General features: G+C 40.1%; 13 protein-coding genes. 4 read left to right on the top strand and 9 right to left on the bottom strand.

Annotated features, from left to right (window positions below; all coding sequences use genetic code 11):
- Window positions 1-459 (top strand): Cu(I)-responsive transcriptional regulator, encoded by a 459-nt coding sequence (gene cueR / locus AWW72_RS12365; protein WP_004772277.1) that lies wholly within the window; start codon window positions 1-3, stop codon window positions 457-459.
- A 101-nt stretch (window positions 460-560) separates the two neighbouring features.
- Here cueR and AWW72_RS12360 read toward each other — a convergent pair whose 3' ends face one another.
- The 3 genes from AWW72_RS12360 to AWW72_RS12350 all read right to left on the bottom strand — a co-directional run bounded on the left by AWW72_RS12360 (window position 561) and on the right by AWW72_RS12350 (window position 4,236).
- Window positions 561-749 (bottom strand): heavy-metal-associated domain-containing protein, encoded by a 189-nt coding sequence (locus AWW72_RS12360; protein WP_004772280.1) that lies wholly within the window; start codon window positions 747-749, stop codon window positions 561-563.
- A 159-nt stretch (window positions 750-908) separates the two neighbouring features.
- The gene (locus tag AWW72_RS12355) at window positions 909-3,113 is read right to left on the bottom strand and encodes an OsmC domain/YcaO domain-containing protein (RefSeq protein WP_062847539.1); all 2,205 of its coding nucleotides are present in this window, start codon (window positions 3,111-3,113) and stop codon (window positions 909-911) included.
- Between the two features lie 250 nt (window positions 3,114-3,363).
- On the bottom strand, window positions 3,364-4,236 hold the full coding sequence (locus AWW72_RS12350) for a LysR family transcriptional regulator (RefSeq protein WP_062847538.1): 873 nt from the start codon (window positions 4,234-4,236) through the stop codon (window positions 3,364-3,366).
- Between the two features lie 89 nt (window positions 4,237-4,325).
- Between AWW72_RS12350 and AWW72_RS12345 the strand changes: the two genes are divergently transcribed.
- From AWW72_RS12345 to AWW72_RS12335, 3 genes are all read left to right on the top strand, one after another.
- Window positions 4,326-5,219, top strand: coding sequence for a DMT family transporter (locus tag AWW72_RS12345; protein WP_062847537.1), 894 nt, complete (start codon window positions 4,326-4,328; stop codon window positions 5,217-5,219).
- A gap of 92 nt (window positions 5,220-5,311) precedes the next feature.
- A complete protein-coding gene (locus AWW72_RS12340; RefSeq protein WP_047427652.1) occupies window positions 5,312-5,671 on the top strand; it encodes an ArsR/SmtB family transcription factor in 360 nt (119 codons plus the stop codon).
- Complete coding sequence (locus AWW72_RS12335) at window positions 5,649-6,122, top strand: SRPBCC family protein (protein WP_062847536.1); 474 nt, start codon at window positions 5,649-5,651, stop codon at window positions 6,120-6,122. The genes AWW72_RS12340 and AWW72_RS12335 overlap by 23 nt, the downstream gene beginning before the upstream one ends.
- Before the next feature lie 70 nt (window positions 6,123-6,192).
- Here the strand turns inward: AWW72_RS12335 and AWW72_RS12330 are convergent, their stop codons facing one another.
- The 6 genes from AWW72_RS12330 to AWW72_RS12305 all read right to left on the bottom strand — a co-directional run bounded on the left by AWW72_RS12330 (window position 6,193) and on the right by AWW72_RS12305 (window position 13,877).
- The gene (locus AWW72_RS12330; protein WP_004772288.1) at window positions 6,193-7,353 is read right to left on the bottom strand and encodes a hypothetical protein; all 1,161 of its coding nucleotides are present in this window, start codon (window positions 7,351-7,353) and stop codon (window positions 6,193-6,195) included.
- Complete coding sequence (locus AWW72_RS12325) at window positions 7,350-8,687, bottom strand: TolC family protein (RefSeq protein ID WP_004772289.1); 1,338 nt, start codon at window positions 8,685-8,687, stop codon at window positions 7,350-7,352. The genes AWW72_RS12330 and AWW72_RS12325 overlap by 4 nt, the downstream gene beginning before the upstream one ends.
- Window positions 8,684-10,270 carry a GH3 family acyl-acid amido synthetase gene (locus tag AWW72_RS12320; protein ID WP_004772290.1) on the bottom strand — a complete coding sequence of 529 codons (1,587 nt, stop codon included), beginning with the start codon at window positions 10,268-10,270 and terminating at the stop codon, window positions 8,684-8,686. Before AWW72_RS12320 ends, AWW72_RS12325 begins: the two co-directional genes overlap by 4 nt.
- Entirely contained in the window at window positions 10,267-11,088 is an 822-nt protein-coding gene (locus AWW72_RS12315; RefSeq protein ID WP_004772291.1) for a hypothetical protein, read from the bottom strand. Before AWW72_RS12315 ends, AWW72_RS12320 begins: the two co-directional genes overlap by 4 nt.
- Window positions 11,089-11,244: 156 nt before the next feature.
- Window positions 11,245-12,792, bottom strand: a complete 1,548-nt coding sequence (locus tag AWW72_RS12310; RefSeq protein ID WP_062847535.1) for a DHA2 family efflux MFS transporter permease subunit — start codon at window positions 12,790-12,792, stop codon at window positions 11,245-11,247.
- A 23-nt stretch (window positions 12,793-12,815) separates the two neighbouring features.
- On the bottom strand, window positions 12,816-13,877 hold the full coding sequence (locus AWW72_RS12305; RefSeq protein ID WP_062847534.1) for an HlyD family secretion protein: 1,062 nt from the start codon (window positions 13,875-13,877) through the stop codon (window positions 12,816-12,818).
- Window positions 13,878-14,563: the final 686 nt, after the last annotated feature.

Raw genomic sequence — 14,563 nt, 5'->3', positions numbered from 1 at the left:
ATGAATATTGGTAAAGTATCTCAGGCTTCTGGTGTGACTGCCAAAATGATCCGTTATTACGAGCAGATAGGTTTGATTCCAGCGGCTGGACGTAGCAATGCAGGTTATCGCTCTTATTCAGATAATGATGTTGAGCGTTTGAAATTTATTAAACGTAGTCGTGAATTGGGCTTCTCGGTAGCAGAAATTACCGATCTGCTGGATTTATGGAACAATCGCAATAGGCATAGCGCGGATGTAAAACATCTGGCTCAGTCGCATATCCATAAGTTAGAAGAACGCATTCAGGATTTACAGCAAATGGCGCAAACCTTACAAACTTTGGTGGATTGCTGCGCTGGTGACAATCGTCCCGACTGTCCAATTCTTGAGGGCTTGAGAGAACCGAGTCATGAAATGAAAGATATCCACCATCATAATGATCTGCTCTCGCTTTCACCCTTAACTGGGCGCAAATAAGATTTATTACAAGGCTATAGAAATATAGCCTTTTAATTTTTTAGCATTTTCTTGAAATTAAAAAAAGCGGCTATATCAGCCGCTTTTTGATTAGATACAGATTAACGTGGTGGAAAACCTGCTTCTGCTAATGCATCAGCCACTTGCTGTTGTGATGCTGTGGTTTCTACTTTTACACTACGGTTAGGTGGATCAGTGATGACCTTTGCATTGGCATCCACTTCCTGAATCGCGCGCGTTACGCCACGTGCACAGCCACCACAGGTCATATTTTCTACATGAAATTCCATCATACAACTCCAATCAGATGAGGATATGAACCTAATATAAACGTTCCCATTATAGTAAGGTCAAGCGTTTTAAACTGTTATCTATAAAATGATATGAAATCATGAAAATAAAAAAGTGCATGATCAACATGCACTTTTTAAATGAATATTTAACGTGTTTTAGATATTTAAGCCAACTGCTTTAGCACGCGCTTTGTGCAATTTTTTATAGCTGTCGATTAAACGTAAATGACGATCAAGTCCTTCCAGTTGCATATTGGTTGGTGTTAAACCATAGAAGCGAACACTACCTTCAACCGAACCAACCACTGCATCCATACGTTCATTGCCAAACATACGACGGAAATTGACCACGTAATCTTCCAGTTCCATTTCATCATCGAGCAAGACTTCAAGCACGACATTCATGCACTGATAGAATAAACCGCGTTCTACCGTGTTGGTGTTGTACTGCAAGAAGGTCTCAACCAGTTCTTTGGCTTCTTCAAACTGTTGCAATGCAACATAGATCAATAACTTCAATTCAAGCAGCGTTAACTGACCCCAAACGGTATTGTCATCAAACTCAATACCAATCAATGTGGTGATTTCAGTGTAATCATCCAGTTCGCATTCTTCTAAACGCTCGACCAATGCTTCCAGCTGTGTTTCATCTAAACGATGTAGATTGAGAATATCTTCACGGAATAATAAGGCTTTATTGGTATTGTCCCAAATCAGGTCTTCAACCAGATAAATTTCAGAATAATCAGGTACCAGAATACGACATGCTGTTGCACCTAAGTGCTCATACACCGCCATGTAGACTTCTTTGCCCATTTCCTCAAGAATGCCAAATAACTCAGCTGCTTCTTCAGCATTGGAGTTTTCACCTTCATTGGTGAAGTCCCACTCGACAAAGTCATAATCGGATTTAGCGCTAAAGAAACGCCATGAAACCAAGCCACTTGAGTCGATGAAATGCTCAACAAAATTATTTGGCTCAGTGACGGCATTGCTTTGGAAAGTCGGTTGCGGTAAGTCGTTTAGTCCTTCGAAACTACGGCCTTGCAATAACTCAGTCAAACTACGTTCTAAAGCGACTTCAAAGCTAGGGTGCGCGCCAAATGAGGCAAAGACACCGCCTGTACGTGGGTTCATTAGCGTCACACACATTACAGGGAATTGACCGCCTAATGAAGCATCTTTGACAAGTACTGGGAAGCCTTGTTCTTCCAGACCTTGGATACCTGCTACGATAGCTGGGTATTTGGCCAATACCTCTTGTGGTACGTCTGGCAAAGCAATTTCACCTTCCAGAATTTCACGTTTTACCGCGCGTTCAAAAATTTCAGATAAGCACTGAACCTGAGCTTCAACCAAGGTATTCCCTGCGCTCATGCCATTACTGAGATATAAATTCTCAATCAAATTCGATGGGAAATACACCGTTTCATTATCAGATTGACGTACAAATGGTAATGAACAGATACCACGTTCAGTATTGCCTGAGTTGGTGTCGTACAGATGTGTGCCCAGTAATTCATCATCAGGGTTATAAATTTCTAAACAATATTCATCCAGAATTTCTTGTGGTAATTCGCCATTTGGACCCGGCTTAAACCATTTTTCATCTGGATAATGCACAAATTCTGCATTGGCAATTTCCTCACCCCAGAACTGGTCGTTATAGAAGAAATTACAGTTTAAACGTTCAATGAATTCACCTAAAGCCGATGCTAAAGCACTTTCTTTCGTTGAGCCTTTACCATTGGTAAAACACATTGGAGACTGCGCATCACGAATATGTAAGGACCACACATTCGGCACAATATTACGCCATGATGCAATTTCAATCTTCATGCCTAAACCAGCCAAAATCTCAGACATATTGGCAATGGTTTGTTCTAGCGGCAGGTCTTTGCCCAGAATATAGGTATTGTTTTCTGAAGTCAGGCTTGGCATCAGCAACGCTTGTGCATCTGCATCAATACTTTCCACTTCTTCAATTACAAATTCAGGGCCAGTCTGAATCACCTTTTTTACGGTACAGCGATCAATTGAACGCAAGATGCCTTGACGGTCTTTTTCAGAAATGTCGGCTGGGAGTTCAACCTGAATTTTAAAAATCTGTTTATAGCGGTTTTCAGGATCGACAATATTGTTTTGTGATAAACGAATGTTATCCGTTGGAATGTCACGCGCAGCACAATACACTTTGACAAAATAAGCCGCACACAACGCAGATGAAGCAAGGAAATAGTCGAATGGACCGGGCGCAGAGCCATCGCCCTTATAGCGAATGGGCTGATCGGCGATTACCGTAAAATCATCAAACTTCGCCTCTTGTCGAAGATTGTCGAGATAATTAACCTTAATTTCCATGCGAACACCTAAATATTCTTATGCGTTGCAAGCACACAAGAGTGAAAATATTGATTGATAAGCCGAATCGTAGATATGAAATAGACTTAAAAATAAAGCTGTAGCTAAGATCATTTAAGCACGATCGAACACTGACCTTAGTAATAATGGCCGCTATTATAGAAGTATTTTGTGTAATTGATAACTTTTGTCTGTTTTTCTAGCCTTTTTATGAACAGTCAGCTGACTTGTTGATGATTTAACCGGATATTTACAGTTGTGTTGCAATCTCAATAAATGCTTTTGCAATCGGTGTCATTTGCTGCTTGTTCTTCACAGCCAAGCCAATTGAGCGTTTAATATTTGGTGATAATGGTCGTTTTACGATATTGGGATACAGTTGCAGAATGTTTTGATCAAGGGATAAATCAGCCACAATAGATACCGCTGCATTGCTATTTACCATATTTAAAATCGACAGGATTTGAGAGAAATGATACTTCACTTGAGGTGTCAGTTGAGCCGCTCTAAATAATTCCAGCACATGATTTTGACTGCCTGCACTGGTCAAAATAAAAGGATAATCCATCAATTCTTCTAGTTTGACTGCACTTTGCTGTGCAATCGGTAAATGCTTTGGTATCAAAGCCACAAAGATATCTTCCAATACAGCAAAAGTATCAAAGCGAGTCTCAGGTAAAACCACAAAACCAAGATCAACTTTGCGCTCATCTATCCATTGCAACACCTCTTTATCTGTTCCTTCATAAATCAACACGTCAATCTCAGGATATTCCCGACTAAAATTTTCTAAAATTAATGGAAGCAGTACATTGGAAGAAGATGCGCCAAAGGAGCCGATACGCAAACTCCCTGTTTTAAAGCCTTTGAGGTTCATGACCTGTTGATGAATGATGGTTGAGACACTGAGCATTTCATTCACATAAGGCAGCAAACCTTGCCCTGCTACAGTGAGTTCAACTTCATTGTTATTGCGATAAAATAGTTGAGTTTCCCATTTCTTTTCCAAGGATTTCAGTGCATGTGAAATCGCAGACTGTGAAATATTCAGTTGCTGTGCGGTCAGGGTAAAGTTTTTTAATTCTGCCAGTTTTGAAAAGATTTCGAGTTGAGTTAGTGTCATGATAGACCATTCATGAGTAAAAGCTCATTTTACTATAAAGATAAATTAGTTTTACGATTTGCTTTAATTCTGTATTGATTAAAAACCTCATGCGCCATTTCGCAATTTTGCTGCCACGTTGTACTGTTTATTTTAAATTGATCTGTGTAGCTTTGATGTGGGGTGGCACCTTTATTGCTGGACGTATTCTTGCCGCAGAAGTTTCTCCAGCTTTATCTGCACTGTTACGCTTCTCCATTGCTGCCATCTTGCTGCTTATTTTACTGATCAAAACAACAGGCGGCTTTCCCCGTCTTTCCACTCAACAGCATATTTATGCAATTCTGATGGGCTTAACTGGAATATGCACTTATAACCTGTTTTTCTTTGCTGCGCTTTCCCGAATTGCGGCAGGTCGAACAGCTTTGTTTGTCAGTTTGTCACCTATTCTGACTGTCTTGATCATGCGTATTTTCTTTCACGAAAAGTTAAGCAGAATCAAATATCTTGGTGTCTGTATTGCCCTAGTTGGAACACTGCTGGTGGTAACTCGCGGTGAAGTATTTAATGCCTTACAACAGTCTTTTGGGCTTGGTGAAATGATGATGTGTGGTGCGGTATTCAGTTGGGTGATTTATACCTTGTGCTTGAAGCACACAAATACATCGGCATTGACCATGACCACATACGCCGTCCTTTGGGGGACCGCATTTCTTTTTATCAGTTCAATACCTGAGTTAAGTTATAAAACGCTTATGAATATCTCATTGAACAGTTGGCTAGCTGTTCTTTATTTAGGTGCTTTGGGTACCGTATTGGCCTTCATCTGGTATGCACAAGCCATTCATGCCATTGGAGCATCCAAAACCATTATTTTTACCAATCTTGTTCCGATTTTTGCTGTGTTACTGGCCTTTTTTATACTGAAAGAACCGATTACTGGATCAATGGCTGTGGGTGCAGTTCTCAGTTTCATCGGTATCTTATTGGTGAATAAATATTAAAAACAAAATGATAGCGTTCATCTTTAAAAAACTTAGCTAAAAAGCTAAGTTTTAATTGACATCAGATTAATAAATGCTCAATACTTAGCTCTATGGCTAAGTATGATTCTAAACTCGATTTGTTGTTCAGTGCGCTTAGTGATCCAACGCGTAGAGATATCTTAACGCGGCTGTCTTTTGGATCAGCCTCAATCACTGAACTGGCTGAACAACATGATATGGCCCTGCCTTCTTTTCTAAAGCATTTGAACAAATTAGAGCAGGCTGGACTCATTCATTCTGAAAAAAATGGACGAATCAGAACTTGTGCTTTGGCCCCTGATGCATTTACGCCTATGCAAAACTGGTTAAGTGAACAACGAGCCATCTGGGAACAAAGACTCAATCAATTTGATCGTTACGCACTCGAATTAAAAAGGAAAAGAGAAAATGAAACTGGATCCCAAAACTGATTTAAAACTAGAAAGAGTGATTGATGTGCCCCGTGAACTGGTCTGGGAATGCTGGACCACGCCGGAGCATATCAAACACTTCTTTATTCCTCGCCCTCACTCGATCAAGGCCTGTGAAATTGATTTAAGAGTGGGTGGAAAATTCAATACCACTTTTGATGTGGATGGCAATGAAATTAAAAATGAAGGTGTCTATCTTGAAGTGATTGACGGTGAAAAACTGGTTTTTACTGATACCTATACTGAAGACTGGAAACCTGCTGAAAATCCATTTATGACTGCGATTCTATTACTTGAAGATGTGGGTAATGGCGCAACTAAATATACAGCGATTGCGCGACATCGAACTCAGGAAACCCGCCAACAGCATGAGGATATGGGCTTCTTTGAAGGTTGGGGAACCGTGGTTGATCAACTGGTCGAATATGCAAACAGCTTAAAAGCTCAATAATTTTCCCCCTTCTACTCAAAATGCCTCAAAGTTTACTTTCCAATACTTTGAGGCATTTTTATAGATCAAATCAAATCCGCCCAACTTCCAGATATGGAATTAAACTCTTATCAAAGTTCGGACGTGGATCACCTGCAAAACTAATAAAGCCATGCATTCCTGTTAATCGTTCACCTTTATAAAACTGATTCAATTGGTAGCGTGGATCTTGATGTGACAAGGTGAAACTCATTACCCCAACCCCTTTCTGCTTAGACAGTTGATAGGCATCTTCAAGCATTAAATGGTGCAGCGCCAAATGTTGTGGATGAGATAATAAGCTGTGTAACACATGATATTTGAGCGAATCACCCAGTTTCGGCAATGGCATTGCTTTGGTGATTTTGGTCAATAAATTATAAACAGGACGAAATACACCAATTAAGGGGCTGTAATGCAGGATTTTGGTTTGTTTCAGGCTATGCTGATCCCACAATCCAAACATGCCGACTAATTTCTCATTCTGGAAATACAATTGAAAGTCTGACAATTGTAGACCCGTAAAATAGTGATGCCCTGCTTGCAGTTCTTCAAAATTATAAGCAGGAATAAAATTATAGTGCTGTGCCATTGCTGCAATAAACGTATTCATTGCAGGGATATCTTCTGGTTGAGCAACACGAGAATGAATGTTGCCTGTTTCAGGTTGACTGGTCTTTTCTAAGAATGCATCAATATCACGTTTTGTCCCTAGATGGGTCAAAGTCAAAGTTTCGATCAGACCTTCATCATAGTAATCTGGAATTCCTGTTTTACCGGTTTGTATGGCAGCTCTTGCGGCATAGTTATCATTGAAAATAATCATCTGGCTAAAATCAGGTTCATGTAGCGTCTGTTTGACGTGTGCACCAAGAATCTTGACCAATGATTTGCCCCGATAATTGGGATCAACCCGCAAATCGCTAGCATATCGCACATTCTGTACCGCTTTATCGACATAACACGGACGATGACCGTTGCTGTAACAGGCGACATTCTTCTGATTCTCAGTATCTTCAATCACCACATGCAGTTTATGTCGATACAAAATATCTGATGCCTTAAAATAGCTTGGTTCGCGCTGAAAGCTGATTTGCACGCCTTTGGTGGTCATTGGCACGGCAATCAGTTCACGTAAAGCCTGATCATCTGCCAATGTGGCTTGACGTGTAATCAAGCTGTTTTCAGTTGATGTCGGTGGATTTGTTTTCATTCATTATTCACCTGTGTTGTGGTCTGGTTTGGAACCAGCTGATTTAATTGTCCCATTTGATCAAGAAGTTGATAGACAAAAACAACTTCATCCTGTTCATTAACAGTTTTCTGGGTTTGTACATCCAATAATTTTTGTTCGGTATTGAGCAAATCAAAGGTTGTTTTGGTACCTAACTCAAACTCTTTTCGGGTATAAACAAAAGCAATCGACGCCGCATCTATAGCATTTTGAAGTGCCTCTTTATTTTGTCGAATGGTTTGCAATTGTGCGTATGTGGTCCGTGCGCGTTGATTCAGATCAAGCTCAAGCGTTCGGATTTTCTGGTTGGCTAAGTCAACATCAGCCTGTGCTTTTCGCGTATTGGCCCGATTCAAACCATCATCAAACAAAGGCACATTCAGTTGTACACCCACCATGTAATTGTTACTTTCAGAACCGATATAACTGGCTTCATGCTGCTTGCCCGCACGGCTGGTCAACATGACTGTAGGCCAGAGTTCCCGTTTGGTTAAAGCATATTGTTTCTCGGCAGCTTGCTTCTCGTATTTCGCGCGCATCAAAGCAGGATGATGATTGGTTTTTGCCAAGATTTCATCCAGTTGATTAGAAATGACGGGAAGATGTTTAATCGACACAAGATTCTCAGGCGTGACCCCCGTAATTTGATAAAACTGTGCTTCACTTACGGTGAGATTGGATTGCGCCTGTGTAATATCAGCTTGTCCTTGAGCCACTTGAGCTAAAACCTGTGCCAGATCTGCGCGGGTAATCATGCCCACATCAAAACGTCGTTGTGATTCATAAAGCGAGCGTTGCAGATTAGACATGGTCTTTTTCCGCAGCTCTAAAATCGCTTTCTTTTTTAATACATCGGTATAAACCATCACCGTATTCAGAATGGTTTCTGATCTTTGATCCGATAAACCCTGCGCCTGCGCAGATAACTGGTTTTTCGCCACATCAACCCCTAAGCGATGTCGTCCAGAGGTATAGACGGGATAATCCAGTTGTAATTGCAGACTTCGGCCTTTACGGTTGCCTTCAGTTGGAAACATGACCTGAGCAGGTGTTTCCACCCGCTCATAATCCAGTTGCCCGACCAGATTAACTTTTAAACCGTCTCGCTGTTTGGCCTGCTCAAGCATTGCTGTAGATTGATTCACACTTAAGCGACTTACTTCGAGTTGACTTTCATGTCTTAAACTTGCTGACAATGCCTCATCTAAAGTCATCGCAGTCACGTTATTTGAAACGAACAACATCCCCACGCATAGTGCAATATGCGTGGACTTAAAAAGCTGATTATTAAATTGCATCATCCCTTTCTTCATAGTTGTTCCAAACTATTCAGGGTAATTTTCTTTAAGGGTTCAGGCTTGATATTGCCTTCAATAATACCGTCAAACATGACCAGTTTCTTATAGGCATTCCAACCATTATTGGCTTGACGAATCTGTGGCTGATCTAACTGACCGAGATTGCGGGCAAGTTCATAATGAAAGTTCTGACGCAAGATACGATCGATATATTCATCGTTAATGCTGTGATGGATTTCTCCTTCAAACAGGACACAATAAAAGGGTTTAACCTGTTGTTCTGTATCTATGGCAAGCAAAGAGATTGCTTTAGATTCCGTTTCATTGAGTTGTGAAAGCAGTTGTTGCGCCGTTTCAGGTGCAAGTTTCTCTCCCACCAGATCAACGCCAAAACGACGTCCCTGAAACTCGAAACAAGGGATTTGTTCCAGAAAACCTGTGACACGCAAACAATCATCTAGACAATAACGGAGTAAACCATTGCCCGAAGTAATAATGGGGCTCACTACATCACCAGCTTTGAGTTCCCATGACGGGATAATCTGGCCCTGCTTCTCACCTTCAAGATACTCAAACTCATAAAAATGACTCTGATAAGCAAGCGGATATTGATCGTTATATGGAATGGTCACCACACCTTCAGTCGCCCATAGGCCTTTGCCTTCAAATTGCACAGATGGAAGGCGCTGTTGCAATTTCTCGGCCCAAGCTTTGGAACCAGCGGTATCCCAACTGGACACCAGACTTAATTTTGGCCAGAGTTTTTTGAAATCAATCTGCTCGCCATTGGAACTGCTAATTAAAGCCTGAGCACTTTCAGGGCTATATGGCGCAGTGACTTCTTTGAGTGAACCTTGACGACTTCCCCATAAACCACTTTCAAGTACCTCAATTACTTCCTGTTGCATTGCTTCTAAACGATCTAAGAGTTGCAATGCAAAAGTTGGACTCCAGACAGAGATCATCGTCAGATTTCGGTTTGCAACCAAATAACAGATCGTCGCAAATAATGCATCATCGGCATTTGCGGCAAAAGCCACATTGCTTGGAACGGCTTGGGTAAACTTTGATAAAATTCGTTTACCCATCCCCAATAATGCGCTGTCGTCATTTAAGTTTTTGTCTTTCAAAACTTCTCGCTGACTTTCAGGTAACCATGACACTGACCAGTAATGTGTGCCCGAGCTGAGTTGAGGACACTTGCGATACATACTGGCTAACCACGGCGCAATCGCATGATCAAGTTCATCTAAAAACAATTTGGTATAAGGAATAAATTTGATCTGTTCGCTTGAACCACTGGTCGGTTGAAAACGCACCAGCTTGCTGCTGGAAAGCGTCAACTTTTGTTCACGATAGCGTTGAATTTCTTCTCGCCAAGCACCGTAACGCGTGGCAGAAAATGATTTTACAAACTGCTCATAGTTTTGAACTTTTTTATCTTTCGCAAAGCTTGAGGTCTGTAAAATCGAATGCAAAATTTGACGTTGTGTTGCTTCTAATGCATTAAACTGTTTTTGAAAATTACGATCAGATGCATTGCACCATTGCTTTAAAATAAGATGCGAGCCTGTTGTTAGCCATTCATTCGGTTTCATTGGATGGCCTCTCTACGGTTGCTTTTAGTCGTTAAAATCGCCTCACATTTGCCTTTGCTGACTGGCTTTCTCATGAGCTTCACTGGAAAACGGGCAATATCTTTCCAGCCCATACGTCCAATACATGGGAGTTCTGTGCCAATGCTCCAGGTTGGATTTTTCTGCTCGAAGAAATGAATATTTGGATTCTTTTCTCTCATTTCAGCTGTAATCGGTGCAATTTCACCTTTTAATGGTTGATAATCCTCGCCAAAATTTAGTAATCCCGCTTCTTTATCATAATATTCGCCAAAGAAGTTTTCACAGTAATGTTCAATGACTGAGGAGAGATGCTGATTTTCATCTTTGATATTTGGGTAGTACACATAATAATTATTGGCAAGTAATAAATAGGTTTTATAACCCTTAGAAATCAGCAACCAGTACAGCTCATTAAATGGATATCTGATTCTTAACTTGATCATCAGTTTGAGCATGGTACTTTGCAGCGAACGCGTTCCCCAAAACTCTCTTAAAATCACAGTGTCGCCACTAAATAAAACGGTATAGTCCTTGCCATTTAAATAGAAATGTTGCACAACGACTGTAGAGAAACCCACGATTTCATCAGTTTGAGAATTAAAAACCAGAATCACACCACTTTTCTTTTTAAAATCCTCTGCAAATATAGAAAATCTGGTGTTTTCATAATATTGTTCATAAATAGAGTACATCACTTTTAATCGATCAATATCGATTTGCTCTTTTTCAAAATACTGACCATAGGTACGTTCTTTCTGGTTAAATTTTGAAATTAGTTTATATGTTGTATTAATCATAATACTTTAACCTTCTAAATCTAGATACACGAGTACCCCTACCTCATATAGAGGTATTAAAAATACTTATATAAATATTCTTTTCTTATAACGGGATATGTTTTATATAAGCCCTATTGTTTTTTCATTTTTGAAATTACCCTCTATTTAAAATATCTAGATATCCATCTTTTTCCCCCGATCCATAAATATGGTTAAAAAAGCCGTCACAAACATAATGATTGCGAGCATACGTAATAAATCATTGAAACTTGATGTAAGCGCCTGATAATGAATGTCACGGTAAATCACGCTCAGCGCAATTTGCTGTGCATTTGAACCAACCTCCTGATATTGCGCTGTCAACTGATCCAGTCTTTCGACAAAGATCCAGTTCTGTGGTGTCATATATTGATTAATTTGAGTCACATGTAGCGCTGTCAGCCAGTCCAGTGAGGAATTGATCAATGCCAAGCCAACTGCTCCACCAATATTGCGCATTAGGTTATAAATACCGCTGGCATCAGCCACTTTACTCAGTGGTAATGTGCTCATGGCTAAATGTGAAACCACAATCAGACAAATCATCAGGCCGATACCACGATAAATTTGTGGCCAGAACATAAAGTCATAATCACTGTGGATGCTGAGATGTGAATTCAGCCATACCCCGAACCCCGCCAAAATCATGCCAACGAATACGGTTTTACGAGTGTCAAAATTAGGAATCAGCCAGGCAAGGAACGGCGCAAAAAAGAACATCACCACGCCAGTCACCATCATAATGTGACCAATCTGGCTACTGTTCATCTCCCGAACCTGCCCAAGAAAAACAGGAATCATATAGCCCAAGCCATACAGCGCCATGCCGATGACAAAGGTGGTAATTGCACTTAGAGTGAAGTTCTTGTTTTTGAATACGCTCAGATCTAGTAAAGGCTTAGGCTGAGTAAAGCTTCGAGTGAAGAAGATCATGCCGCCGATCAGACAGATCATAAAAGCAATACGAACGCCTGAATCTGCAAGCCAGTCATGCCGTGCGCCTTCATCAAGGAAATATTCCAGCCCACCCAAGAACATCGCCATACCAATCAGGCTCAGCCAGTCCATAGTTTTAATCAGTGAATAATTGGCACGGTCAATATTTGGCCCTGAGTAAATCACGGTGGCAATAATAATGCCCGGAATAATATTGATCAGGAACATCCAGTGCCATGAGAAATTATTGGTTAACCAGCCGCCAATGGTTGGGCCAATCGCTGGGCCTAATGTGCTAACCATCCCGAAGGTCACCAACGGTAATGAACGTTTTGCTTCAGGGAAAAGTAGATAGAGTGCTGTCATTGAGGTCGGAATCATGCCTCCGCCCATAAAGCCCTGAATGCCACGGAAAACCAGTAAACTTTCCAGATTCCATGCCAACGCACAAAGCAGTGAGCTGATGGTAAATCCAACCGCACAAATGGTGTAATAGACACGTGTAGAAAGCACACGCGATACAATGCTAGACATTGGAATCGCGATAATTTCTGCAATCAAATAAACCGTTTGTACCCAAGTCACTTCATAACGGCTTGCACTCATACCTGCTTGAACTTCATTTAAGGAACTCGCGACGATCTGAATATCAAGGATCGCCATAAAGTTGCCAAAAATCATGGCAGCGAAAATTGCCCATGCGGTTTTTCGAGGGAATTTCCATTCACTTTCGACAGACTGATTCATCACTTACACCTAAGACTTTATGATTAAGTTCTGAGATCAACGGTCGCGCTGACCGACATTCCCGGTTTAATGAGATCAATATGCGGGCTTGAATCTATAGTGATGCGAACAGGAATACGTTGTACAACTTTGTTAAAATTCCCCGTCGCATTGTCAGGTGGCATGAGTGAAAAAGTCGCCCCGGATGCTGGAGAAAAGCTTTCGATTTTCCCGGTATAGGTCAGGCTTGGATATGCATCTATTTTTAATTTAACTTGCTGGCCAATATGCATTTTTTCAATTTGAGTTTCTTTGAAATTGGCCTGCACATATAAGCTTTTTTCAGGAATGATTGCCATTAAGCGCGTTTGTGGCGAGACCCGTGATCCCTTCTGGATTGCAAGACTACCGACTTTGCCCGACACGGGACTAATCACTTTTGATGAAGCAAGATCAATCTGATAAAGATCCAGACTCGCATTGGCATTTTGAATATCTGCCAAAATTTGCGCTCTACTTGCCTGTAAGCTACCAAGTTGCGCTTCGGCTGCATTGACAGCGGCTTGTGCCTTGCTCAGTTGTGCCTGTGCGGTTAAATACTGGGACTGGACACCTTCAAAATTTTGGCGGGTAATGACCCCATCTTTTAACAAGTCTTGGTAACGTTCAAAATCTTTTTTCAAGCGAGATAAGTCAGCTTGCGCTGCAACAACACCACTATTTGCTTCACTAATAGATGACTTTGCTGATTTTTCATTTTGCTGCTGCACCCCAAGCGCTGCCTGTTTTAAGGTCACGACTGAACGGGCTTGATCATAACGAGCTTGATAATCACGATGATCCAATATTGCCAAGGTCTCGCCTTTTTTAACCACCTGATTATCCTTAATGATCAATTCAATCACTTCACCAGATATCTTTGGCATTACCCAAGTGACGTCAGCTTGAACATAGGCATTATCGGTAGACTGATAATATCGATATACAAAAAAATAATATATAATGCCGATAATGAGTAATAACAGAAGCGCACTAAAAACAGCCCATGTTATTTTTTTTCGACTTTGGAAATTAGTGTCAGTTTCTAGCTGAGCGACGTTATCCATATTCATTCCGCTTATTTGTAATATTCAATTTTTTATTTACACCAACAAAATATTGGCGTCTTTTTTACGTAACTTTTCACTTGGTTTTATTCAATAAATCGTCACAGTGTAAAAATTGCTGCAAATTATCATTCTTAAGTCAAATAAATATCATTGACCGTTTTGACAGGTGTTTTTTCTATTTCTGCCAGTAGACAGAATGTTATAAAAACTATATTTAAAATTTATGTAATTGTAAGTTTGGCCTACTTTATCTTCATAAACTTATTTTTTAAAATAGATCTATAATATTGTTAAACCTATATATATTATTTTTTATTGTTTTGCCACAAATTTTCCTCATTAACAAAAAAGGCCACGTCTTTTGCTTGTTTTATATACACAATCTACTTTCGTTAACAAAATCCATATAACGTTATAAAAATGTAAATCATCATATTAAGAAGTTTTATCTCTTATGCTTTTCAATTTATTTTGAATAAACTGTCATCTATTTGACAAATTTATGCTATCAAAGTTAATAAAATATTTAAGTGATATAAATGATTAGAATTAATAACATAAAGACATTAATTTGTTATTTAGTTTTGATAATCGATGATTTTATTTGCGAACCAGTTTAATAAATTAACCGACTTATGCCAAATATATCAACAAAACTATTGAAAAGTTGATATCTTCATAGG

Source organism: Acinetobacter sp. NRRL B-65365, from assembly GCF_001605865.1.
In the GTDB taxonomy this organism is placed as follows: domain Bacteria; phylum Pseudomonadota; class Gammaproteobacteria; order Pseudomonadales; family Moraxellaceae; genus Acinetobacter; species Acinetobacter vivianii.
This window is presented reverse-complemented; position numbering and strand designations above follow the sequence as displayed.